Origin of the sequence: Nesterenkonia sp. NBAIMH1 (assembly GCF_007922635.1) — a bacterium.
Lineage (GTDB): Bacteria > Actinomycetota > Actinomycetes > Actinomycetales > Micrococcaceae > Nesterenkonia > Nesterenkonia pannonica.
In genome coordinates this window covers 442,836-466,493 of the sequence record NZ_CP042335.1, presented here as the reverse complement: position 1 = coordinate 466,493, position 23,658 = coordinate 442,836, and the positions used below count along the sequence as shown (strand labels likewise).

At 65.8% G+C, this 23,658-nt stretch carries 18 protein-coding genes and 1 tRNA gene; 14 read left to right on the top strand and 5 right to left on the bottom strand.

Features of this window, described 5'->3' with window-relative positions; all coding sequences use genetic code 11:
- Window positions 1-69 precede the first annotated feature (69 nt).
- Window positions 70-3,999 (bottom strand): ATP-dependent RNA helicase HrpA, encoded by a 3,930-nt coding sequence (gene hrpA / locus FS388_RS02150; RefSeq protein WP_146339260.1) that lies wholly within the window; start codon window positions 3,997-3,999, stop codon window positions 70-72.
- A gap of 114 nt (window positions 4,000-4,113) precedes the next feature.
- Between hrpA and FS388_RS02145 the strand changes: the two genes are divergently transcribed.
- Both FS388_RS02145 and FS388_RS02140 read left to right on the top strand, forming a co-directional pair.
- A tRNA-Leu gene (locus FS388_RS02145) sits at window positions 4,114-4,197 on the top strand.
- Between the two features lie 213 nt (window positions 4,198-4,410).
- Window positions 4,411-5,850, top strand: a complete 1,440-nt coding sequence (locus FS388_RS02140; RefSeq protein ID WP_146339258.1) for an endo-1,4-beta-xylanase — start codon at window positions 4,411-4,413, stop codon at window positions 5,848-5,850.
- Window positions 5,851-5,895: 45 nt separating this feature from the next.
- Here FS388_RS02140 and FS388_RS02135 read toward each other — a convergent pair whose 3' ends face one another.
- The 4 genes from FS388_RS02135 to FS388_RS02120 all read right to left on the bottom strand — a co-directional run bounded on the left by FS388_RS02135 (window position 5,896) and on the right by FS388_RS02120 (window position 9,343).
- A complete protein-coding gene (locus tag FS388_RS02135; RefSeq protein ID WP_146339256.1) occupies window positions 5,896-6,414 on the bottom strand; it encodes a hypothetical protein in 519 nt (172 codons plus the stop codon).
- A 189-nt stretch (window positions 6,415-6,603) separates the two neighbouring features.
- Window positions 6,604-7,305 carry a 1-acyl-sn-glycerol-3-phosphate acyltransferase gene (locus tag FS388_RS02130; RefSeq protein WP_146339254.1) on the bottom strand — a complete coding sequence of 234 codons (702 nt, stop codon included), beginning with the start codon at window positions 7,303-7,305 and terminating at the stop codon, window positions 6,604-6,606.
- A 35-nt stretch (window positions 7,306-7,340) separates the two neighbouring features.
- Window positions 7,341-8,330: a transporter substrate-binding domain-containing protein gene (locus tag FS388_RS02125; protein WP_146339252.1), complete on the bottom strand. Its 990-nt coding sequence runs from the start codon at window positions 8,328-8,330 to the stop codon at window positions 7,341-7,343.
- A gap of 71 nt (window positions 8,331-8,401) precedes the next feature.
- Entirely contained in the window at window positions 8,402-9,343 is a 942-nt protein-coding gene (locus tag FS388_RS02120) for a DUF1684 domain-containing protein (RefSeq protein WP_146339250.1), read from the bottom strand.
- 269 nt (window positions 9,344-9,612) lie between these two features.
- Between FS388_RS02120 and FS388_RS02115 the strand changes: the two genes are divergently transcribed.
- The 12 genes from FS388_RS02115 to FS388_RS02055 all read left to right on the top strand — a co-directional run bounded on the left by FS388_RS02115 (window position 9,613) and on the right by FS388_RS02055 (window position 23,544).
- Window positions 9,613-11,301 carry a GspE/PulE family protein gene (locus tag FS388_RS02115; protein ID WP_146339248.1) on the top strand — a complete coding sequence of 563 codons (1,689 nt, stop codon included), beginning with the start codon at window positions 9,613-9,615 and terminating at the stop codon, window positions 11,299-11,301.
- Complete coding sequence (locus tag FS388_RS02110) at window positions 11,291-12,910, top strand: type IV pilus twitching motility protein PilT (RefSeq protein WP_246836267.1); 1,620 nt, start codon at window positions 11,291-11,293, stop codon at window positions 12,908-12,910. Before FS388_RS02115 ends, FS388_RS02110 begins: the two co-directional genes overlap by 11 nt.
- Window positions 12,911-12,913: 3 nt before the next feature.
- A complete protein-coding gene (locus tag FS388_RS02105; RefSeq protein ID WP_146339246.1) occupies window positions 12,914-14,137 on the top strand; it encodes a type II secretion system F family protein in 1,224 nt (407 codons plus the stop codon).
- Window positions 14,138-14,304: 167 nt separating this feature from the next.
- Window positions 14,305-15,462 carry a phosphate ABC transporter substrate-binding protein PstS gene (locus FS388_RS02100; protein WP_146339244.1) on the top strand — a complete coding sequence of 386 codons (1,158 nt, stop codon included), beginning with the start codon at window positions 14,305-14,307 and terminating at the stop codon, window positions 15,460-15,462.
- Between the two features lie 362 nt (window positions 15,463-15,824).
- Window positions 15,825-16,130 carry a hypothetical protein gene (locus FS388_RS02095; RefSeq protein WP_146339242.1) on the top strand — a complete coding sequence of 102 codons (306 nt, stop codon included), beginning with the start codon at window positions 15,825-15,827 and terminating at the stop codon, window positions 16,128-16,130.
- Between the two features lie 120 nt (window positions 16,131-16,250).
- Window positions 16,251-16,658, top strand: coding sequence for a type II secretion system protein (locus tag FS388_RS02090; RefSeq protein WP_168198562.1), 408 nt, complete (start codon window positions 16,251-16,253; stop codon window positions 16,656-16,658).
- Window positions 16,659-17,167: 509 nt separating this feature from the next.
- Window positions 17,168-18,499 carry a polymer-forming cytoskeletal protein gene (locus tag FS388_RS02080; protein WP_146339236.1) on the top strand — a complete coding sequence of 444 codons (1,332 nt, stop codon included), beginning with the start codon at window positions 17,168-17,170 and terminating at the stop codon, window positions 18,497-18,499.
- A 142-nt stretch (window positions 18,500-18,641) separates the two neighbouring features.
- Window positions 18,642-18,899 carry a hypothetical protein gene (locus tag FS388_RS02075; protein ID WP_146339234.1) on the top strand — a complete coding sequence of 86 codons (258 nt, stop codon included), beginning with the start codon at window positions 18,642-18,644 and terminating at the stop codon, window positions 18,897-18,899.
- Window positions 18,896-19,771, top strand: coding sequence for an A24 family peptidase (locus FS388_RS02070; protein WP_146339232.1), 876 nt, complete (start codon window positions 18,896-18,898; stop codon window positions 19,769-19,771). The genes FS388_RS02075 and FS388_RS02070 overlap by 4 nt, the downstream gene beginning before the upstream one ends.
- Complete coding sequence (pilM, locus tag FS388_RS02065) at window positions 19,768-20,808, top strand: type IV pilus biogenesis protein PilM (protein ID WP_146339230.1); 1,041 nt, start codon at window positions 19,768-19,770, stop codon at window positions 20,806-20,808. Before FS388_RS02070 ends, pilM begins: the two co-directional genes overlap by 4 nt.
- Window positions 20,809-20,878: 70 nt before the next feature.
- On the top strand, window positions 20,879-22,462 hold the full coding sequence (locus FS388_RS02060; RefSeq protein ID WP_146339228.1) for a hypothetical protein: 1,584 nt from the start codon (window positions 20,879-20,881) through the stop codon (window positions 22,460-22,462).
- A complete protein-coding gene (locus FS388_RS02055; protein ID WP_146339226.1) occupies window positions 22,459-23,544 on the top strand; it encodes a hypothetical protein in 1,086 nt (361 codons plus the stop codon). The genes FS388_RS02060 and FS388_RS02055 overlap by 4 nt, the downstream gene beginning before the upstream one ends.
- Window positions 23,545-23,658: the final 114 nt, after the last annotated feature.

Below are 23,658 nucleotides of genomic sequence, written 5' to 3'. Positions count from 1 at the left end.
CCCGACAGCGTACGCCTGCTGAGACTCGTTCTCAACTCATGCCGCGGGCCTCAGCCGCTCGGTCAGCGGCTACGCGCGCCGACTCTGCTTGATCGCCCTGCGAATCCGCTTCGCGCTCACGGTCTGCACGGTGCCCAGCTGCTGAGCGAAGAGACTCACCCGCAGCTCCTCGATCATCCACTTCACCCCCGCAAGGCTCTCCGGCACCGGCAGCTGGGGCGGCACGGCCTCAACCGCCGCGTCGTACTCATCCTCAAGCTCCTGGACCGCCTGCATATCTGTGGTGTCCTTCGCCACGGACGCCCCCTGGCTCAGTCGGTCCAGCCGCACCGCGGCACCCTTGAGATAGCGCGGAACGTGCTGCAGCTGGCGGTAGCCGGTCTCCGTGACGAAGGACGGATGGAGGAGGTGATCAAGCTGTGCGCGCATATCGCTGACCTGGGCGGTGAGCGCCTTCGAGCTCACGCGGTCCAACTGTGCGCGGACCTCTGTGCTGAGGGTGAGTGCCTGGGCCACAGCATCGGTCAGCGTCAGCACCGCCTCGATGAGTTCGGCTCGTGCGCGGCGGGAGACTGCCTCGAAGTCGGCGGCCGTGAACGGCAGCTCCTCAGCGCTTTCGGATGACCCCGGAACCAGGTGGCTCAGAGTCGCCGTGGTGGATTCCGCGACGACCCCCTCGATCTCCCCGAACTGGCCGAACGCCAGCCTCTCGCGGTTCGACAGATGATCGACGACATAGCGCTGAGGCGACGGAAGCACATGCCGCAGGAGAGCCACGAGCCCCTCGCGGTGGGACCGTGCCTGAGCTGCTTCCGAGTCCTGGATGCTCAGCCGGACGCCGTCCTCGTCTCGGGCCAGGGCGGGGTAGCCCGTGACTTCGCGTCCGTCCACCGTCGACGTGACCGTCCGGGGAATGTCCCCGAAGGTCCAGGACTTCTGATGGCGCGCCGTCGTGTCCGCGCCGAGGACAGATGGCCGGCCCCGGCTGGAGCGCTCCCTGCCCGATGCCTGCCGGCTCGGAGAGGGCGAGGGGGCTGCCCCGGCGCCCCCGCCGGTCACGGACCGACCGATGGCCTCACGGTTCTCCCCGCTGAAGCGCACCTGGAGCTCCTCCAGATCCGCCGAGCTGTCCAGCGTTCTGCCCTTCTCGGACGTCACCGCGAACGTGAAGCGCAGGGACTCGGGGAGCGCGTGCAGATCGATGTCCTCGGCATCCACCACGACGCCCTTGAGGCGCCGAAGAGCTGAGGTCAGCGCGGGCACGAAGGGATCTTGGGGAATGTCGTGCTCGGCCTCCAGGAGCTCCCTGGCCTGACGGGCGACGTCGGGGGCCGGCACGAAGTTCTTCCGAAGCTGCTTCGGCATCGAACGGATCAGCGCAGTGATCATCTCGGTGCGCCGTCCCGGGATGAACCATTGGAAGCGGTGGGGCTGGAGCTGGTTGAGGAAGAGGACAGGGACCTTGACGGTCACTCCCGCCTCGTACGCGTAGATGAGCTCCAGGTCCAGACCGTCGTGGTCGAAGCTGCTGGGGAAGGCGTCCAGGTCCACCTGGTCGGCCTCGGGCCGGTACACCGCCTCCTCAGGAAGGTCCAGCAGCTCAGGAGTCTCGTGGCGGACCTTCTTCCACCAGGCGTCGAACGCTCGCTGGCCTGTGACGCTGCGCGGAAGGCGAGCGTCGAAGAACGTGATCAGCTCGTGATCGGCGGCGCGAAGGTCGCGACGACCCGTGCGGTCCTCGAGGTCCGCGACCTCCTGCAGGCGAGCTCTATTGCGCTTGTCGAAGTGATGGCGGGTGCTCCAGTCGCCCTCCACCAGCGCTCTGCGGATGAACTCCTCACGGGCGTGGGCGGGATCGATCTTCGCGTACAGGACTCTGCGGTCTGCGATCAGAGGCACCCCGAGCAGCGTCACCCGCTCGGTGGCCACCGCGGCGCCCTGCTTCGAGGACCACACCGGCTCCGAGTAGGAGCGCTTGACCAGATGGGAGCCCAGATCCTCGGCCCACGCCGGGTCGATCCTCGCCGCGGTCCGGGCCCAGAGCCGGGACGTCTCGACCAGTTCGGCGGCCATCACCAGTGTGTGGTTCTTCTTGAAGAGTCCGGAGCCGGGAAACACCGCGAATCGGGTGCCGCGCGCGCCCTGATAGTCGCGGGTGCGGGGGCTGTACAGGCCGATGTGGGAGAGCAGGCCGGCCAGCAGCGACTGGTGGACGCTGTCATGCGCAGCCACGTGGTCGATCTCGTCTCGAATGCGGATCCGGCGCTCGGAGAGGCCGGACTGCTGAGCGACCTCACCCAGCTGCGTCACGAGGTCCTGCCATTCGCGGATGCGCAGCCAGTTCAGGTGTTCACGCCGGCAGAGCCGACGGAACGCCGACGATGAGAGCTCCGACTGCTGCTCCCTGATGTACCTCCACAGGTTCAGCAGCGCCGAGAAGTCTGAGGCATCGTCCTGGAAGCGCCGATGGAGCTCATCAGCCCGCCCCCGCTCAGCCTCGGGCCGCTCCCGCACGTCCTGGATCGACAGGCCGGCCACCAGAATGGTCACCTCGGTGAGGCAGCCCCTGCGGCCGGCCTCGACCATCATGCGGCCCATCCGCGGGTCCACCGGCAGGTTCGAGAGCTGCCGCCCGACGGTGGTGATGCGGCCTCGGCCGTCCAGTGCGCCCAGCTCCTCGAGCAGGCGCACCGCATCGGTGACCGCCTTGGAGTCGGGCTTCTCGACGAAGGGGAAGTCCAGGAGCTCGGAGGGGGTGCGGACGACTCCCATCGAGGACATCTGCAGCAGCACCGATGCCAACGAGGTCCGGAGAATCTCAGGGTCGGTGAACTCCGGCCGGGATTCGAAGTCCTCCTGCGAGTACAGGCGGATGCATATGCCGGGGCTGGTCCGCCCCGCGCGTCCCGCTCGCTGATCGGCGCTCGCCTGGCTCACGCGTTCGATCGGCAGCCTCTGAACCTTCGAGCGGGTCGAGTAGCGGGATATGCGCGCCGTGCCGGTGTCCACCACATACTTGATGCCCGGCACCGTCAGCGACGTCTCCGCGACGTTGGTGGCCAGGACGATGCGGCGACGGCCCCCGGAGCTGAACACCCGTCGCTGCTCCGCCAAGGAGAGCCTGCCGAACAGCGGCAGCACCTCTGTGCCGCTCAGCCGTCTGTGCACGCTGACCGTCTGCTGGAGAGACTCTGCCGCTTCACGGATCTCTCGCTCACCGGGCAGGAAGACCAGGATGTCTCCTGAGTCCTCCTCGGAGAGCTCGACGACGGCGGCGCTGAGCGCCTCGAGCGGATCCGTCTCCTCATCGGCCGCTTCATGCTCACCGTCGATCTCGGACTCGGGCCGGCCCATCGGGCGGTATCGAATCTCAACCGGGTAGGTGCGGCCCGAAACCTCCACGATGGGCGCCGGTGCGTTGTCGCCGGACGTCTCGGCCTGCCCGAAGTGCTCAGCGAAGCGTTCGGGGTCGATGGTCGCTGAGGTGACGATCACCTTCAGGTCTGGACGCTGGGGGAGCAGCCGCCGCAGGTAGCCGAGAATGACGTCGATGTTCAGCGACCGCTCGTGGGCCTCATCAATGATGATGGCGGAGTAGTTCTTCAGCTGAGGGTCACGCTGAATCTCGGCGAGAAGAATGCCGTCGGTCATCAGCTTGATGTCGGTGTCGGCCGACACTTCGGAGGTGAATCTGACCTGATAGCCCACCGCGTCGCCCACGCTGGTCTCCAGCTCTTCGGCGAGCCGCTCAGCCACTGATCGGGCGGCGAGGCGCCGGGGCTGGGTGTGACCCACCAGCCCATGGTGATGGGTGCCCAGCTCAAGCAGCATCTTAGGCAGCTGTGTCGTCTTTCCCGAGCCGGTCTCGCCGGCGACGATGATGACCTGATTCTCCTCCAGGGCTGCGAGGATCTGGTCGCGCTCGCCTGTGACCGGGAGATGCTCGGGGTAGTTGAGGTCCTGGCGGGTGTAGCTGCGCGTGCGTCTGTCCCTAGCCATGGCCTCCACAGAGTATCGGAATGACGGCGCCTGCCACGATTAGACAGCCGAGGCACGCGTGGGTTAACTTTGTTTTCGCTGTTTCGGCGGTTCGCAGCTCTCCAGGGAGCGACGGCGCGAGTGGCGGAATAGGTAGACGCGCTGGCTTCAGGTGCCAGTGCCTTCACGGGCGTGGGGGTTCAAGTCCCCCCTCGCGCACAGTGCTGAAGCAGCAAAGAATCCCAGGTCGGCATCCGCTGACCTGGGTTTTTTTGTGCCGCGATGCAAATGTGATCCTTGACACACTTTTGCGCCCCAAATAGTCTTCCGGCAGGACAAAGTGGTACTTCTCGCGATTCTGCAGACGCGGCACGCTGGGGGAGTCGCCGTCTGCGTCCGGTTCAGACGACCCATCGAACGAGGAGGTTCCCTATGTCATCTCTGAGTGCTCGAATAGCGGCAGGGCTCGGTGTCACAGCACTTCTGCTGACCGGCTGCGCTGATGCGGAGAACGGCGAGAACGAAGAGGCTGACACCGCCGCCGAGACGGAGGAAGACGCAGCTGCCGAAGGCGAGGAGGCAGGTGACGCCGAGGATGAGGCTGCCGACAGCCCCGAAGACGACGAGGCCGCACAGGATGAGGCGGAGAACGGCGACGAGAATGGAGCCGAGGCCGAGAACGGCGATGCCCAGGCCTCAGAGTGCCGGTTCGCGCCCGACGAAGAGGCTGACCACAGCTACGACGAGGACTCGCTCGGACACTGGGCGCAGGAGGCTGACCTGAGGATCGGCAACGTCGCGGCCGGGGGAGGCCACCACGAGGAGGAGGACTACCCGGACCCGTTCCCTGAGGACGCTGAGTACAGGGATCAGCTCGCTGCCGAGTTCACCTCGCTGACTCACGAGAACTATCTGAAGTGGGAGTTCATCCACCCTGAGGAATGGGGAGACTTTGACTTCGAGGCGGCCGACGAGGTCGTGGAGTTCGCTCAGGAGCATGACATGGATATGCGCGGGCACGCGCTGTTCTGGCACTCCCAGAACCCCGAATGGCTCGAAGAGGCCGTCGAGGACGGCGAGTACACCGAGGATGAGCTGCGCGACATGCTCGAGGAGCACGTCCGCACTGTGGTCGACCGGTACGCAGGGTGCATCCAGCAGTGGGACGTCGCCAACGAGATCTTCGACGATGAGGAGGAGCCGCAGCTGCGGGACGGTCCCGCGGACGAGTCCGGAAACCTCTGGATCCGCGAACTGGGCCCAGAGATCCTCGACGATGTCTTCGAATGGGCCCACGAGGAGGACCCTGACGCACTGCTCTTCTACAACGACTACTCAGTGGACGGCGAGAACGCCAAGTCGGACGCCTACTACGAGCTGATCGAGGAGCAGCTGGACCGTGATGTTCCGGTGCACGGGTTCGGTGCGCAGACCCACCTGTCCATGGAGTACGGCTTCGACGACTCCTACCAGGACAACCTGCAGCGCTTCGAGGATCTCGGCCTGGAGACCGCAGTGACGGAGATCGACGTCCGCGGCATGGTGGAGGACGACGGCTCAATGTCTCAGGAGGACACCGAGGGGGCGCTGCAGCGGTACGAACACGTTCTGGAAGCCTGCTTGGAGCTTGAGTCCTGCAACTCGTACACCGTCTGGGGAACACTGGATGAGCACTCGTGGATCCCCGGCGTATTCGAGGGTGAGGGCGACGCTGCTCTCTACCGCCTCGATGAGAACGAGGAGTGGGAGCGCAAGCCCCAGTACTGCATCCTGCAGCGCACGCTGGTGACCGAGGTCGAAGACGAGGACTTCTGGGAGAACGAGGCCGCGTTCGAGGAGTGCCGCGGCATCCTGGAGGAGTACAGCGTGTGATCCTTCAATCGTGCTGATCACGCCGAGGGGCCCCAGCTGATGAGTTCAGCTGGGGCCCTGGTCTGCATCCGGGGTGCTGCCGCTGCTGTCGGGGAGGAGGATCGCCGGCACGGCGGATAGGACCAGGAGCACTCCGAGCCCCCCGAGCAGGTAGGCCCCGGGCCCCGGCGAGGCGCTGATGCCCATGAAGCTTCCTGCGTGCAGCTCGCCGGCGGTGCCGAGGCCGTTCACGCAGGCCCACAGCCCGACCATGGCACTGATCGTTCCGGAAAGGATGCGCAGCCAGCGTGCGGCCATGAGGAAGGCGGTGACAGCAGCGGCGCCTGCCACGATGAAGCCGATGAGCATGCCGATGCCCTCGCCTGTGGGGGCGTTGGGGTGGAAGTAGGTGACGCCGCGGGATTCGCCGAACCCGGAGAACGTGGCCAGCGGCAGGGAGAGGCTCATGGTCAGCAGGAGCGTCAGCGCGGCGGCAGCGAGGAGGGACCAGCCCGCTGCGCGGGGGAGGCGGCGCGCGCCGGCGGGCGCTCTGCCGGAAGAGGGCGAGGCGGCACCCACAGTCATAGGGTCTCCGATTCTGTTGTTCGGCGCATGCGCCGCAGGACGTGATGGGCGCGCAGTTCGGAGCCCTGCTGATGACCTTAGCGCTCCCGGCGGCGATGCGGGGGCCTTCTCCGCTGCGACACGTGGGGCCGGGGTGCCGCGACGTGTCGCAGCGGTTCCTCCGGTGATTGAGTCGACCGTGTGCTGCGGCTACTTCTTCTTTTCGGACTCCATCTTCGCCTTCACCTCTGAGGCGTAGGTGTCGACGTACTCCTGACCCGAGAGGCGCATGATCTGGTACATGATCTTGTCGGTGACGGCGCGCTGGGCAAAGAGGTCCGGAGCCATGGCGTAGTAGGAGTCGAAATGCAGGGGCTCGCCGATGATCATGCCGACGCGGCGGATCTTCGGCACCCGGTCCTCGATGGGCTGCACTTTGTCTGTTCCGATGAGCGCGATCGGTATGACCGGCACTTCGGCGCGCAGGGCGAGCTTGGCCACGCCGAGCTTGCCTCGGTAGAGCTTGCCGTCGGGGGAGCGGGTTCCCTCGGGGTAGATGCCGAGGAGGTGTCCCTGTTTGAGCGCCTCTTCGCCGTGCCGCAGAGAGTCCGCGCTCGCAGCGCCGCCCGAGCGGTCCATGGGTATCTGGCCGGTGGCGGTGAAGAACCATCGGTTGAAGGCCCCGAAGGCGCCCTTCATCTCCCAGTAGTCCTTCTTCGCGAGGTAGCTCACCGGTCGTGGAACAACGACCGGCACCAGCACGGAGTCGAAGAAGCTGAGGTGGTTCGCGGCCAATATGGCGCCGCCCTCCTCAGGGATGTTGTCCAAGCCCTTGACCCAGGGGCGCCATGCCGTCTTGACCAGGGGTTCGACGGCGAAGCGCTTGGCGTTGATGTAGAACGACGACGTCACAGCATCACCTTAGTCGACGGCCGGTCGGTCCGAGATCAGCGGACGTAGCGGTCAATCTCGAGTCCCTCCTCCGGGATCTCCAGGGTGTCCCCGATGGTGCTCGTCCAGGCCTGCTCGTAGCGCCCGTCGTGGTAGGCCGTCTCGAGAAGGTCATTGAGCCACATGCGGAAGTTGTCGTCGTCCACATCGATGGCGATTCCGTAGGGCTCGTACGTGAATGGCTCACCGACCATGCGGTACTCACCCGGGTTCTCCTGCACGACGCCGGCCAAGTAGGTGTTGTCCGCTGAGAAGGCCACCACGTCGCCGTCGTCGAGCATCTCAAGGCAGTCGTCGACGCTGCTGCGAGCCGTGACGTCAGCACCCATCCACTGAAGCTCCTCCTCGGCGACGGAGTCTTCGAGAGTGCAAACGGGCTCGTCGATGAGGTCGTACTCGCTGCGCACCAGGCTTTCGTTGTACCACCCGGTCAGGATGGACTGGCCTGCAGTGAAGTACGGCCCTGCGAAGCCCAGCTCCTCACGGCGCTGGTGGGTGATCGTGTAGGTGGCGATCACGATGTCCACCTCGCCGTCGTTGAGCATCTCTTCGCGGCTGCCGTCGCCGACGTCGACCCATTCGATGTACTGCTCCTCGATAGCGAGCTCATCGGCGATGATTCGTGCCAGCTCGATCTCGAAGCCCTCGGGGGCCTCTGCGCCGGACTCCTTGAATCCGAAGAGCGGCTGCTCGTAGTTCACTCCGACGCGCAGGCGGTTGGCGCGGCGGAGATCTCCCATAGTGGAGCTGGTTCCGTAGGAGAGCGAGGCCGACTGACCGCCGGATCGGATCGTCGCCAGCAGCTCATCGGCCGTGTCGGGGCTGATGTAGTTCGCACCGGCTTCGCTGTCCGGCACAGCCGCCTCCTCAGTCGACGGGACTGCCTGGAGGGTGTCGCAGGCGCTCAGGGCCAATGCGGCGCCTGCAGCCGCAGCAGCCGTGAGAGCTCGTCGAGACAGGCGGGCATAGGTGTTGAAAGTAATCACAGTGTCGCGTCCCCAATAGAAAAAGTCTGAATGCGCTGAGCATCAGCAGGCAGCCGAAATTGTGCCCACCCTCATGCGCCAGGGATATCGTAGCTGGCCTTCGGGTTCCATGTGAGCCCATTTCGTCCCACCCGTGCCCGAACGCGCTGGGTCGGAGGCGTCTCGCCCGCCACGATCGGCACGCTCAGGCGCCCTCCGTCGGGAGGAAGCGGGCAGGTGGCCAATTCCGTGTAGGTGCACGGGAGGTTGTGCGATTCGTTGAAGTCGAGCAGGGCCGGGTCCTCCGGGCCAGGCTCCGCCACATGGAGGCCCCGCACCGAGCGGCAGTCGTTGGGATCGTTCGACGTGTCGGTGAAGATGGCACGCATCATGCCGGGCGTGTCCGTGGGGAACACGAGCAGGCTCTGCGTGTGCTCGAAGACCTCGAAGCGCACCACTCCGACGGCACCGAACATGCGCGGGTCGGCGTCCTTGTGGGTGACGGGGCCGCGGCGATCCCCGGCGAGACGCTCAAAGTCGGCCCAGACGCGCCACCCGGGATGGTAGGGGTAGAGCTCGGTGCCGGCGTACTCGGTGAGGAAGGGATGATCGGCCATGAGAGGCCGAATGATGTGCTCATCATCGCGCCGCATGAGCTGCAGGGACGTGACCTGCTGGTGCTGGCCAGGGCCCCTCGGGATCTCCATGGTGATGCTCTCACCCTCCTCCAGGGCAGGAAAGAGGTGCTGGGTGGGGAGGTGCCGCCCGTCGATGGTGAGGTATTCGCTCGGGCTGAGGTGGACAAGAGCCGCGGTTCCGACGACGGACCAGGTTCCGGGGACCCCGCTGAAGCGCTCCGGCGTGCCGCTGAGCCAGTACAGACCCGTGGCCGCCAGCTGGCTGCGCGGGGACCGGCGTGCCTGCTCCCGGCGTGCATGCCGAGCGTCTCGGGCGGATTCGGCATCTGATTCGGCGTCGTCGTGCCGGGGGAGAGGTCTGTCGAGTGCTCGACTGGGCTCTGCGGTAGTCATCATGTGGGTGGTGGGCCTTAGGGCGAGTAGAGAGGTGGGAGGCTTTGAGCTCACTGTAGGCCCGGGATCCGCCCCGTCGCCCCGGGTTCTACGGGGATGTCCACGGGTATTTCCTGCGGTCGTGCACCCGGCATCGCATCCCTGCCGTTGTGGGCTAGACTGCTCAGCGCAGCGCCCTACCACCTTGCTGAGCCGTAGATACTTCTTCCGCCGGAGCTTCCCCTCCTCGGCGGCCAGTACGGCATTGATGCTCTCAGCATCAGAGAGGCGCTATGGAAACGCTTTCCCAGATCCTGATCGACCGGGGAGCCTGGACCCAGCAGAACGCCGAGCACCTGCTCAACGGCACTGCTGACGAGTTTGGTCGACTCAAAGAACTGGCCAAACAGGGGACTCTCCCCGAGGAATTGGTCTACGAGGCACGTGCCCAGCAGCTCGGCGTTCCCTTCGTGCGCCTGGACGAGGAGGAGCCCGACCCGCGGGTCGTCAACAAGCTCTCAGTGCGCATGTCGCACGAGCATGAGGTGGCTGCGCTGGAGCTGGTGGCCCACTACGGCACCACGCACGTCAAAGTGGCCATGGTCGACCCCGAGAACGTGGTGGCGCTGGACGACGTCGCCCTCGTGTTCTCCATGCCGGTCTACCCGGTCCTCACCTCGCCGAGCGATCTCCACAGCTTCATCGATCGGCATCATCGCGCCGACTCTGAGCTCTCATCGCTGTCCGACACCATGGCCCAGGAGGATTCGGGAGACGGCTCCGGTGCGCAGGAGGCCATCCAGATCTCTGACGACGCATCCGAGGACGCTCCCGTCATTCGGTTCGTCAACCTGGTGCTCGGGCAGGCCATACGTGACCGCGCCTCTGACATTCACATAGAGCCCGCCGAAGATCAGGTGAGAGTCCGATACCGGATCGACGGCGTGCTTCAGGAGATGCCCTCGGCTCCGAAGCAGATTCAGGCGGGCCTGATCAGCCGCCTGAAGATCATGGCCAGCATTGACATCGCTGAGCGCAGGATTCCCCAGGACGGCCGCATGGCAGTCTCAGTCTCGGGGAGAAAGATCGACCTTCGTGTCGCGACGCTTCCCACAGTGTGGGGCGAGAAGATCGTGATGCGTATCCTCGACCAGTCCTCCACCGCACTGGACATCAAAGCACTGGGAATGTCCGAGCGGAACCTCGAGGTGTACCACCGTGCCTACACCCAGCCCTACGGTCTGGCCCTGATCACCGGTCCCACCGGGTCCGGCAAGTCGACGACCCTCTACTCCACGATCCAGGACGTCGCCAACCCCTGCGTCAACATCATCACGGTCGAGGACCCGGTGGAGTACAGGCTGCCGGGCATCAACCAGGTTCAGGTGAACAACCAGGCAGGACTGACCTTCGCCAAAGCGCTGCGCTCCATTCTGCGCTCCGACCCGGACATTGCTCTGATCGGTGAGATTCGAGATGCGGAGACGGCCACCATCGCCATCGAGGCGGCGCTCACCGGGCACATGGTGTTCTCCACGCTGCACACCAACGATGCCGCGTCGGCTGTCACCCGATTGGGCGAAATGGGCGTCGAGCCCTTCCTGGTCGGCACGGCGCTGGACGTGGTCGTCGCCCAGCGTCTGGTGCGGCGCCTCTGCAGCCAGTGCAAGGAGCCCCACCAGCTGACCCCGGAGGAGGCGGAGTCCTCCGCCCTCTCGTGGGAGCAGCTGGAGCAGGGCGACGCGTATCGGCCGGTGGGATGCTCCGCCTGCGCGGGCACAGGCTACCGCGGACGCGCCGCCGTCCACGAAGTTCTCGATGTGACCCCGGAAATCTCGCGGATGGCCGTGCAGCAGGCTTCGAGCATGGAGATCCAGGATGTCGCCACCAGGAACGGCATGCGCTCGCTGCGCCAGGACGGCATGGACAAGGTCCTCCAAGGGCTGACCACAGTGGAGGAGGTGCTTCGCGTTGTCGTCTGAGCGCCGTCCCGCATATGGCCGTCCGGGCCAGCAGCTGAGCCGCCGTGAAGTGCGTGAGCTCGAAGAGGCAGCGCGGATCACCAACACCCGTCCCGTGGGCCGATCCCACCCGGTCCCCGCCCAGACGCAGAGCAGTGCGCGCCTGTCCCACTTGGAGGACACGCAGCGCGACCTTCCTGCGCAGCAGGAGCGTCCCTCCCACATGGAGTCGACCCAGCAGATACCTGCCCAGGCACCTGCGCAGACCCAGTCGGCGATTCCTGCGGCCGCGCCGCGGCAGCGACGCCCCGGAGCTCCCTCATCGCGTGCGTCTCGGCAGAGCAAGAGTGCGGAGCCCCCGCGCCAGCTGCCCGCCGGGACCGGGCAGCCCGCGCATGGGGCTCAGCCATCACGTCCCATGACTGCAGCCGACCAGTTCGCCGCCCAGAAGGCCGCTCAGGCGCCTTCGACGCGACGCGGTCCCACGACGCTCCGCGACGCGCTCGCGATGGTGGTCGCCGCTGAAGGCTCGGACCTGCACGTCACCGCCGGCCTTCCTCCGATGATGCGGCAGCACGGCAGCCTGCAGCCGATTCCCGGGTTCCCGGTGTGGGATCAGGAGACCGTGGAGCAGGAGGTGCTGGGGCTTCTGCGCGACGATCAGCTGGAGAAGTTCAAGCACGACGGTGAGCTCGACATCGCCTACGAGCTGTCGCCGCAGGCCAGGTTCCGCATGAACGTCTACCGGCAGCGCGGTGCGGTCGGGACGGTGATGCGCTACGTGACCACGAAGATCCGAAATCTCGACGACCTGAACATGCCCCCTGCTGTGGCGGAGTTCTCCAAGCTCTCCAAGGGACTGGTCCTGGTGACCGGTCCCACGGGGTCGGGCAAGTCCACCACTCTGGCCGCGCTCATCGACCGGATCAACCGAACCCGATCCGAGCACATCATGACGGTCGAGGATCCGATCGAGTATCTCCACCCCCACAAGAAGTCGATTGTGAACCAGCGGCAGGTGGGGGACGACACCGAGTCCTTCCAGCGGGCGCTGCGACAGGTGCTGCGTCAGGACCCTGACGTGATCCTGATCGGTGAGATGCGTGACCTGGAGACCATCCAAGTGGCGCTGACAGCTGCTGAGACGGGTCACCTGGTGTTCGGCACCCTGCATACGCAGTCGGCTCCCCAGACCATCGACCGCATTATTGACGTGTTTCCTCCACATCAGCAGAACCAGATCCGTGCTCAGCTGGCTTCGACTCTCAAGGGAGTCGTCTGTCAGACCCTGGTGCCCAAGATCGGCGGCGGGCGAGTGGCTGCGACGGAGATCCTTGTGATGACGAACGCAGTGGCGAACCTCGTTCGTGAGGGTCAGATGCACCAACTGCCGGGTGTCCTGCAGTCCGGTGCCGCCCACGGGATGCACACCTACGATCAGCACTTCATCAAACTGGTGGAGGCAGGCGCCATCACCGTTCGTGATGCAGAGGAGAAGGTGGCGGACAAGGAATCGTTCCGTCAGCGGGTGCAGTCGGTGTTCCGCGGCCGCAGGGATGAGCAGCCGCCTGCGGCCATGCCCGGGTCGCCGTCCTACAGCGGCTACCAGGGCTGGAACGGGCAGGGCTGAGTCATGGCGGATATCAAGACGTTCTCCTACACCGCACGGGACGTGCAGGGAAAGAAGCGCCGCGGCACGATGGACGCCGGTTCGCGGGGCAACGCGATCAGCCGGCTTCAGGATCAGGGCCTCGTCGTGGTCGAGGTCAAGGAATCGTCCGGAACGCTCCTGACCCGGGACATCGAGTTCTCCTTCTTCCAGGCCCCGAGTCTGCGTGATATCTCCATGGCAGTCCGGCAGCTGGCCACCATGCTTGATGCAGGCCTGACCCTCGTTCGGTCGCTGAGCATCCTGGAGCAGCAGACGGAGAACCCCAAGCTCTCCGAGGTGTTCACCGCCGTGCGGCGAGATCTCGAGCGGGGAAGCTCCCTGAGTGTCGCGATGAACAAGCAGACGGGCATGTTTCCTCCGCTGCTGGTGCACCTTGTGGAGTCCGGGGAGGCAGGAGGCTTCCTCTCGGAGGCGCTGGTCTCTGCGGCCGATGCCTTCGACGCGGAGCTGAAGATCAAGGACACGGTGAAATCGGCGATGGCCTACCCAGTTATCGTCATGTCCATCGCGGTGCTCGCGGTGATCGGCATGCTGATCTTCATCGTTCCGGTCTTCGAGGAGATGTTCGAAGGGCTGGGCGGGGAGCTGCCCGCCTTCACCCAGCTGCTGGTGAGCATCTCCAACAACATGCTCTGGATCATGCCCATCCTGCTCGCCCTCGGGGGTGCCGGATGGTTCCTCTGGCGCAAATATGGACAGGATCCCCGAGTGGCAGTGCGTGTTGACGAGTTCAAGCACAAGCTGCCGATATTCGGAAAGTTCTTCCGACAGGTGGCGATCGCACGGTTCACCAAGACGCTCGCCACCACCTTGAAGGCCGGTGTGCCGATCATGCAGTCGCTGATGATCGTCAAGCAGACAGCAGGTTCGCCGCTGGTGCAAGCAGCGGTCGACCGGGTCGCAGTGGGAGTCGGCAACGGTCGCTCGATGGCGACCATGCTCGAGAAGGAAGAGGTGTTCCCGCCTCTGGTGTCGCAGCTGGCTGCGGTCGGTGAGGACACCGGTGCGCTGGACACCATGCTGATGCAGGTGGCGCAGTTCATGGAGCGGGAGGTGCAGCTCACGGCGGAGCGGCTCACCGCTCTGGTCGAGCCGCTGATGATCGTGGTGGTGGGGGCAGTCATCGGGGGCATGGTCGTCGCCCTCTACCTCCCTATGTTCTCCGTCTTCGAGGAGATGATGTGAGTCCAAGCAGGCAGCGAGGAATAGCTCGCTGCAGCTCGGACGAACTCTGCACCTCCGCCAAGTGCGCGCGAAAGGGGTCTCGATTCATCGGGACTCACTGTTTCGTATCCGTAAGATCAATTTAGTTTCCTGATTTAAGTGTCACATCAAAAACCGAAGGAAATATCATGAACTGGTTCCCTGGGCGACTCTCCGTCGTTGGTCTCACCGGCTCAGCGCTGGTTCTCACGTCATGCGGAGCCATGGCGGATGCGGATGAGGGGGCAGAGGCGCAGTCTGCTCAGGCGTCCGAGACGCCGGCCCACGAAGGGTGGAACTTCGAAGGGGGCGATGGGGTGCTCGACTTCGGAGAGGTCCAAGGCAGGCTGAACGGCGGGGGATCCTCCTCGCAGCAGCGTGCCATGGATCATTGGCTTGAGATCTTCGCGCAGACGTCGAGCGCGGAGGTCACCTACTCGCCGGTGGGCTCGGGGGACGGTCGGGCTGGCCTGCTCACGGGTGAGTATGCCTTCGCAGGCACGGACGCTGTTCTGGACCCGAATGAGGTCGAACAGTCGCAGGAGCGCTGCGGACCCCAGGGCGCGTTCCACCTGCCGACCTACGTCTCTCCCATTGCAGTGGCGGTGAACCTTGAGGAGGTGGACGAGCTGAACCTCAGCCCCGAGGTCCTGGCTGACATCTTCTCCGGGGGGATTGCGAGCTGGGATGACCCGCGGATTGCGGAGCACAATGAGGAGGATCTCCCCTCGACTGACATCACGGTGATCCATCGCTCCGACACGTCCGGAACCACCGAGAACTTCACCGAATATCTCGAGGAGGCGGCCTACAACTGGGAGTGGTCGTCCAGCGGCGACTGGCCCGCTGACCTGACGGCCGAATTCGGCTCAGGGACGACCGGAGTGTTGGAGGAGCTGGCCCGGCACGACGGAGGCATCACCTACGCTGACGCCGGTCAGGTGGGGGAGAACGCGCTGAGAGCCTCCCTGGCCGTCGGCGGGGACTACACCGACCCCTCGGCTGAAGCGGCCGCTGAGGCTCTGGCCGCCTCGGAGCGGTCCGATGGAGGGCCGGGCAACGACATGGGCTTTGTGCTCTCTCGCGATACGGAGAGTTCCGACGCATACCCGCTGGTGCAGGTCTCATACACCGTCTGGTGCAACCAGTACGACTCCGAGGAGGAGGCGCAGCTGGCGGCGGCCTTCGCCACGTACCTGGTGTCCGCGGAGGCCCAGAACGCCGCAGCAGATGTTGCCGGGTCCTCCCCGCTGAGCGCAGATCTTCGCGAAGAGGCGCTCGACAGCATTGACCGCATCAGCTGGTGATCTCCGCGGGACCCCTAGTGACTACGGGGTGCCCCGGGGTTCATCACGAGGCCCCGTATTAACTACGAGGTTATATACGGGTTTTATCCAGAAATGCCGTAAAAGCTGAATCTCGCCTGTGAATGCATGCTAGTTTTATAAACAGCTCAGCACCTGTGGTAGGGCGGCTGAGAAGCACGCGAAGCGCGTGAAGGGTTCCCCGCATCTTCGCGGGGACCCTGCGCTCGCAGTGCGTCCCGATTCCCATCTTCACTCTTAGGAAGCACACCTATGTCTACGCTTGACCGCGTCCTCGACGCCCTCAACAAGAAGCGCGCCCAGCTGAAAGAGTCCGAGCAGGGCTTCTCCTGGTCGAGCTCCTCGTGGTCGTCCTCATCATCGCCGTCCTGGCCGCAATCGCAGTGCCCCTGTACCTCTCCTCGGTGGAGACGGCGGAAGAGGCCGCGGCTGACGCCACCTGCTCGAACGCACTCTCCATGTACACCTCCGCCGCATTCGAAGAGGGCGGCTACAGCGCTGGTATGGGTGAGCAGGTCGTCCAGGCACTGAACGGACAGTCCGACGAGTACACGGTCACTGTGGCCGGTGGCGACGGGACAGACAACATCAGCTTCTCGGTGGACTACGGCGGAGATGCGCCGGCCACCTGCGAAGGCGTCTCTATCTGATCCTCGCCGAATCTGGTTCGTTGCATGATGTCGGACCCTCGCCGGTATTTCACCGGCGAAGGTCCGACGCAGCGGGCTTCTTCAGCGGACAATTCCTCGAACAACTCGGAGCAGGCAGATATGAGCACGCGGTTTTCCAACGAGGAGGGCTTCGGCATGGTCGAGGTGCTGGTTGCCATGCTGCTGCTGGGCGTAGCAGCCATCATGGCACTGCCGATGCTCCATATGTCCTTGGAGAACTCACGGTTGACCACCAACGCGGCCGAAGCCTCCCAGCTGATGAACAGCGAAATCTCCCACGTCTCCTCGCGGGAGCACACCTGCCAGGGGCTGGCACAGTGGGCTGCCGCTCCTCCGGAGAGCCCACGCATCACATCTCACGGTGTGGAGCTGGTCGCCGAGCGGCAGATCGGAGCGTGCAGCACTCCAGGCACCGCGAAGGTCACCGTCCGGGTGACCGGCGGCGGGCGCGCCTTCGGCGACGTCAGCACCGTCGTGCGGATCGGTGACGAGGACAGCAGTGGTTAGCCGGATCACCCGTCGCGCGCTGCAGCTGCGCCGCGACGAGAGCGGGCTCAGCCTGGCCGAAATGATCGTCGCCGTCCTGCTCCTGAGTGGGGTGCTGTTCGGCGTCGCCACCATCCTCCAGAACACAGTACGGGGCTACGGGTTCGTCGACGGCGAGACCTCCGCCTCCACTCAGGCGCAGACAGCCGCCCGCACCTTCACAGCGGGAGTCCGCAACGCGGCGCACCTGCAGGTCGACGCGTCCGGCACCGTCGTCCGGACGCAGCACGCCAGCAGCGGCGAATGCATGAGCTGGCGCTTCGCCGACGGGAACCTCTACGGCCGTGCGGGAGGAGGCGGAGAGATCCTCCTGGCGCGAGGAGCCCAAGGGTCCTTCGAGAACGCCGACTCAGAAGGCATCGCCTCATTCCCCGGCGTCACCCTGAGCCTCAGGGTCGACACTAACCGGACCGACCCCGTCGACATCACCACCACCGCATTCCCCGATACCAGAGCGAGGAGAGCAACACATGCTGGAGCAGCTGAACGCCCGCATCCGACGGCTGCGAGCCGTCGACAGCGGCTCCAGCCTCGTCCCCGTGATCGTCACCATCGTCATCATCTCAGCGCTCGGGCTGACCTTCCTCGTCCTCATCTCCAACTCCGTGAGCACCACCAGTGCCACACGAGCCTCCGTCCAATCGTCCTCCGCCGCTGATGCAGGCGTCGAGACGGCCACCAGCCACGTCGACCAGGGATGCACCAGCACCACCCTCACCAACGACGACCCCCAGTTCACCGCAGAGATCCGATTCAGCGCCGCCGAAGACCCCCAGGACGTGGACTGGGACAGCACACCCCTGAGCTGCCCTGACGACGTCGACGGCTGGGTGCACCTGCGTGCCACCGGCGAAGCCGCAGCCGAAGGCATGCGAGACGCCTCGGGCGACGAGCAGACCGCCGAAGCCGTCTACGAATGGATCGCGCCCGAGACCCCGGAGGAACGCCTCGGCAACGTCGCGATGTACGCCGTGCGGGCAGCAGGCTTCAACATCAACATGCAGCCCCACTCCAGCAGCAAGGGCGATCTCATCATCCGAGAGCGGTCCATCACCCGCCCCGTCCAGTGCAACGGCGCCACCATCCCCGGAAGCCTCATCGTCGAAAGCAACCAGAGCGTCGCGCTGCGTGACGGATGCCGTGTCAATGGAGACGTCGAGACCGGAGGAAACCTGGTCATCGAGCGCAACGGCAGCCGGGCCACCTCCGTCGGAGGAGACGTGCTCGTCACTGGCCGCCTCAGCTTCACCGCCGGTGTCGTCGAAGGCAACGTGCGCGTGCACGACCAGACCATACGTCCCCCGAAGGACCGCAGCCGCACTCCAACACCGTCGGATCGGATGCCAGCATCAAGGGCCGGTTCTCCATTCCCCAGGACGCCACTCTCCACCGCCGGCGGATGTACCACAGGCACCGGCTGGAGAGCTCGAGAAGACACCAGCCTCACCGGTCAGCTGTGCGGTCTGCAGCGTCGCGGCCAAGTGGGGAGCACACGAGAGCTCGACCCGCGCAGCAGCGTGGACGTCACCCTCCCGGCGTCATGGAATGGAACTCCTTCAACCCCAGCGTCTCCGACTTCGAAAGCCTCGGATACCAATCTGTCGTGTTCAGCGGCAGCCAGTGCAGCAACACCGGAAATGCCGTCGAAGACGCCCTCAGCACCAACAGCCGCGTGGTCATCGACGCCCGCGGCTGCGCCAACGGCATCCAGCTGGCAGGCACCTCGAGCTGGTTCACATCCCGCCCCTACAACCTCCAGCTCCGCAACCACGTCGTCTTCCTCACCGACAAGCTGGACATGAACCGAGTCAACATCAGCTCACGAGGCGGCGGCAGCTACCAGCTGTTCGCCATCGGACCGACACCGGCGGCAACAACCAGCCCACATGCAGCGGTGGAAGCTTTCGGCTCAACCAAAACGTCAACACCGCCACGAATACACCCATGATGCTGTATTCGCCCTGCAGCGTGACCATCGGCAGCAACAACGACTTCTCCGGTCAGATCTACGCCGGCCGGTACGAAGGCGCCGACACCAACGGCACCGAAAGCCGCTACACCCAGCGCCCGATGGCCATGAACTACGACCTCCTCCCCGGACTGCCCATGGACCTGGACAGCAGAGACAGGCTCCACACTGAGCCCTACCTCGACCTCGAATCAGGCCCCGTGTACTACCGCGACGTAGTCGGCGGTTCATGATGCCGATGCTTCTGACCGTGGGCCTCCTCGGCGGCGCCATCGGATCGTTCGTCAACGTCGTGGCCTACCGGCTGCCGCGCAGCGAATCCGTCGTCGCGCCCCGCTCCGCATGCCCCGCCTGCGGCCACAGAATCCGTGCCTGGCACAACATTCCGATCCTCTCGTGGCTGCTGCTCATGGGACGCTGCCACGACTGCTACCACCCCATACCCTTCCGATACCTGCTCGTGGAGCTGCTCACCGCAGCCCTCTTCGGCCTCTTTGCCTGGCAGCTGGGCGTGCCTGCGGCCCAATATCTCGCACAGGGCGACGTGCTCGCCGGGTCAGGCCACACCATCGTGCTCCTTGCCCACCTGGCACTCATCGGCATCGGCATGGCGCTCGCCCTGATCGACCTCGACACCCACAGGCTTCCCAACGCCCTCACCCTCGGCCTCCTCATCACAGGGGCGGCCTCATTCACGCTCGCCGCAGGTCTGCTCGGCCAATGGGGGCAGCTCGGCCGCGCGGCGCTCGGCGCACTCCTCCTGTTCCTCCTCTACCTATGCCTCTGGCTCATCGCCCCGCGCGGAATGGGTGCAGGCGACGTGAAGCTCGCTCCAGGCCTCGGCCTCTTCCTCGCCTGGCACAGCTGGGGCGCACTCGCCGCCGGAGCCATCGCAGCATTCGCCATCGGAACAGTCTTCGGCCTGGTCCGCGCCGCAGCCACCGGCGAGGGACGCAGAACCAGAATCCCCTTCGGTCCGTCAATGCTTGCGGGCGCGGCACTCGGAATCCTCTGCGGCGGCGCGCTCACCGGGTGGTACCTCGACGTGTTCAGCCTGGCGTCCCACACACCGACCCCCTTCACCCCCCTGGAAGACACCCCATGAGCCCTCTCAAGGCACCCGAACGTGTAGTCGGCATCGACTTCGGCACCAGCTCGGTGCGCGGCGTCGAAGTGACCACCCACCCCAAGAAAGGACCCCAGGTCAGGCGATTCGCGCGGATCGCCCTCCCCTCCGGCGCCGTCGAAGATGGGGAGGTCATGGAGCCGAACACCGTCGGCGATGCCCTGAAGCGCCTCTGGGAAAAGGGGAGCTTCAGCACCAACAAAGTGGCCCTCGGAGTCGGAAACCAACGGGTCCTCGTGCGCCCCTTCACCGTCGACGACCAGCCCGCCTCCCGCGTGCGAGAGGCGCTGCCCGCGCTCGTCGAGGAGATACTCCCCTTCCGCTCCGAAGATGCGCTCATCGACTTCTACCCCATCGAACGCCACCCCAACGACGCCGGTCGTGTCAACGGCCTCGTCGTCGCGGCCGCCAAGCACGCCATCGACGAAGCAGTGCGCGCCATACGCATCGCCAAGCTGCGCACGCACCGTGTTGACCTCATTCCCTTCGCCCTGTCTCGCGTGCACCTCTGGGGCGAATACTCCAACGGTACGATCGCCCTGATCTACCAGGCGCCCTCATCCACCACAGTGCTCATCGCCACAAACCGCGTGCCGCGGTTCGTCCGCATCATTCCCGCCGGAGACGAAGACGTCACCGCCCACATGGAGCAGGTGCTCGGCCTCGGACACGAAGAGCTCACGGCAGAGCTGGCCACGCGACCCCGCGCACAGGACCCCAGCGCTTCAACGAGGCTATGGGGAAGCCAGCGAACAGATCGCCAAAGCAGCCCACGGCACCGCCGGCTACTGGGCCAACAGCACCGGACAGAAGATCGACACAGTTCTGCTGTCAGGCCGAAATATGCACTCGCCCGCCGTCTTCGAGCGATTCGCCGGACTCTTCGGCGACATCACAAAGATCGCCCACCCGACCGGGGCTTCGGCCTCCACGACACCATCAGCGCAGAGGAGATGCGCATCGCAGCGCCCTCTGCAGCCATCGGCCTCGCGATGGGAGGAGAGAGCTGGCTATGAGCCCCGACCCGAACCGGCCAGAAGAGACCTTCGACATCGACGAGCCCCTCGACGAACGCGGACGTGACCTGTGGGCCGCCGCACAGGCCCCTCAGCGACGAGACCGAGGGAGCCCCGCCCCTCGGACTACGAGCCGCTGGCGCCGCCCTCCCAGGACTACTACTACGACAACGCCACCAACACCCAAGACCTCACTGACGCCCTGCGCCTGGCGGCTGAGGAAGGAACCATCGGCTCCGACCTGTGGGAACGTGCCATGGCGATGTCACAGGACGAGACGCGGCGCCCCCAAGAGCACACAGTGCCCGACGCAGGGCCCGCCCGAACCTTCGAGTCTCCAAGCCCACAGCCGCAGGAGCCCCCGCCAGCGCAGCCCCCAAGGGCCCCTGCCAAAGAGCTCGAGCCCTATGACCAGGAGCGACGGGGCTCCAACAGGAAGCGCCCCCGCCTCAGCAGCAGGCGGGGACGGCGGCTTCCCCCGCCGCCCGCAGGAGGCTCCGGACGCTCCTCCGCGGATGAGCCGGCCCGACGTGCCCCGAGGCCCCAATCGCCCAGAGGTCGGAGCATGGCGGACAAGCTGCGGCCGCCGCAGGACGATGAGCGCCCACTGACGCCGAAGGAGCGCAAGCGCCAAGCCGCAGCCCGGGCCAAGAAGGCCAAGGAGGAGGCAAAAGCTGCTGAGCGGGCCAAGAAGCTCGCTGCGCAGTCCGCGAAGAAGCCACGCCGAGCACCAGGAGCGACGAAGAGCGACGCCCGCAAGGCAGCGCAGGCGGCAAAGGCCGAGCACGCAGCCAGGCGCTCGGACAAGGCGGAGAAGCTCCCGCCGCTGAAACGCGACGGCAAGGCGCCTTCGGCCGCTCGCCCGGACCGCGCCCGCGGCTCCGCTGCCGCTGGCGCACAGTCGCGGCCTGAGACCACTGCAGAGCAGCTGAACAATCTCTCAGCAGCCGGACTGGAGAAGAAGAGCAGCCGCGGCACATTCAAGGACCGGCTCAACCAGACGATCGCGCAGAGGAAGAGCCTGCCTATGGGGCTTCCTCCCGCAGTCGACCTCCTGCCGCCCGAGCTTCAGGACGCGAAGCGGACCCGTGCCGCACAGAGCGCCGGCGGCTTCGCCGTGCTGGCGGTCGCCGCCCTCATGGCAGGGCTCACCCTCATCGCGTGGCAGGACGCACGCCAGGCCCAGGCCGAGCAGCAGGCAGCGGAGCAGCTCTCCACCGACCTCACCGCCGCCCAGGCCCAGTTCCAGGAGGCCCGCGAGCTCGCAGACACGGTCGAGGCGCTCGGCTCAGCTGCCGAAGCCGCCACATTCACCCACATCAGCTGGTTCGACATCATGGCCGAGCTGCGACGCAGCATCCCGTCGGACGTGCGCATCGAAGCGCTGAGCATCGACTCAGCAAGCCCGCTGGAGCCCTACGACCAGCGCGAGGGTCCCTACGTCGAAGGGGAGCGGGCGGGGTACATCGAATTCACCGCCCTGTCCGGGGACCTCCCCGAACTGGCCGTCTGGACTCGCGGACTCGAGGACGTCCCCGGATTCGACGAAGCCACAGTGGTGCAGATGGAGGGCGACGAAAGCGAAGGCTACGAGGTCCTCATGCAGCTCCAGCTTCAAGAGTCACTGTTCACCGTCCCGGAGGTCGCAGAATGAGCCCCAAGATTCGAGTGACCCTCCTGGTCACGCTTCTCATCGGCGTACTGGTGGTCACCGCCGGACTGTTCTTCGGAATCATGCCCCAGCGAGAAACGCTGCCGCTGCCGAATCGCAGCGGGGAGACGGCCGAGGCGCACAACGCGCTTCTGCAGTCGCAGCTGGAGCAGCTTGCCGAGGACTCAGAGGCTCTGACCGAACGGCGCGAGCAGTTCGCCCGCCAGCTTCAGGCATTCCCTGAAGAGAACCAGTACGCGCGGTACATCGATGACCTCGACCTCATCGCCGATGAGCAGAGCGTCGAATACCGCGTCATGGAGACGGGGAGAAGGTCGTCTTCGATCTCGGCGTCTCACCGTGGCAGGGCGAAGGCAGCGGGGAATTCGGAGACCTCACCGACAGTGAGGGCACAGGGCCGGACGGTGCCGAGACGCCTTCACCTGCAGACCAAGCGGACGCCGGCGATGAGGGCGACCCCAGGACGGCGCAGGCCTGGGCGTCGGCGACCCCTTCAGCGGACGCGAGCTCGTGGCAGTCCCGGTCGTCATCGAAGTGTCAGGCGGCGCCACCGGAATCCGGCACTTCGTCCGCCTCGTCCAGACGGGGACAGGTACACGACTCTGACCTCCCTGCGGTTCGAGGCATACGGTGACGACGACGAGGACGCGCCGCCCATCGGAGTCGATGACGACAGCGACCAGGACGGTGCCGAGCCTGCCAGCTTCAGCGTCACGCCCCTTCCGCTGAGCCTGCCCATGACCCCGCAGACCGAACCTCCCGCCTCCGAGGACCCCGACGCCGAGGCGGACCCCTCCGACGATGAGGGCTCCGCGCCCGAGGACGAGGAGGACGGCGGCAGCGAAAGCGAACCGGGCTCCCCGCGAGCCTCGGCTCAGGGGCCGGACGTTCTGTTCGGCGAGACCGTCGCCCGCATGGAGGGATACATATGGATTCTGCGCGAGGCCGGAGGAGGGGTCGGCTCCGGCCAGGGAGACGAGCCGCAGCTCGACAGCACAGCTCCGGCAGACGAGGACGACGGAACCGCCCCCGGCACGGACGACACCTTCGACGTCGAACTCTGACCCCATGCGGAGGCCCACGCCTCCGCCCCCAAACCCCATGATGAGGTCCGGCCCATGGTACGGATGGGCCGGGCCTCATCATGACGATGCGAATCCGTAGGTCAGGGTGAAGCG

Bases quoted from the DNA above. Each gene is read 5' to 3' on its own strand.
- hrpA (WP_146339260.1), bottom strand. From the start codon at position 3,999: ATGGCTAGGGACAGACGCACGCGCAGCTACACCCGCCAGGACCTCAAC.
- FS388_RS02140 (WP_146339258.1), top strand. From the start codon at position 4,411: ATGTCATCTCTGAGTGCTCGAATAGCGGCAGGGCTCGGTGTCACAGCA.
- FS388_RS02135 (WP_146339256.1), bottom strand. From the start codon at position 6,414: ATGACTGTGGGTGCCGCCTCGCCCTCTTCCGGCAGAGCGCCCGCCGGC.
- FS388_RS02120 (WP_146339250.1), bottom strand. From the start codon at position 9,343: ATGATGACTACCGCAGAGCCCAGTCGAGCACTCGACAGACCTCTCCCC.
- FS388_RS02115 (WP_146339248.1), top strand. From the start codon at position 9,613: ATGGAAACGCTTTCCCAGATCCTGATCGACCGGGGAGCCTGGACCCAG.
- FS388_RS02105 (WP_146339246.1), top strand. From the start codon at position 12,914: ATGGCGGATATCAAGACGTTCTCCTACACCGCACGGGACGTGCAGGGA.
- FS388_RS02100 (WP_146339244.1), top strand. From the start codon at position 14,305: ATGAACTGGTTCCCTGGGCGACTCTCCGTCGTTGGTCTCACCGGCTCA.
- FS388_RS02090 (WP_168198562.1), top strand. From the start codon at position 16,251: ATGAGCACGCGGTTTTCCAACGAGGAGGGCTTCGGCATGGTCGAGGTG.
- FS388_RS02080 (WP_146339236.1), top strand. From the start codon at position 17,168: ATGCTGGAGCAGCTGAACGCCCGCATCCGACGGCTGCGAGCCGTCGAC.
- FS388_RS02075 (WP_146339234.1), top strand. From the start codon at position 18,642: ATGATGCTGTATTCGCCCTGCAGCGTGACCATCGGCAGCAACAACGAC.
- FS388_RS02070 (WP_146339232.1), top strand. From the start codon at position 18,896: ATGATGCCGATGCTTCTGACCGTGGGCCTCCTCGGCGGCGCCATCGGA.
- pilM (WP_146339230.1), top strand. From the start codon at position 19,768: ATGAGCCCTCTCAAGGCACCCGAACGTGTAGTCGGCATCGACTTCGGC.
- FS388_RS02055 (WP_146339226.1), top strand. From the start codon at position 22,459: ATGAGCCCCAAGATTCGAGTGACCCTCCTGGTCACGCTTCTCATCGGC.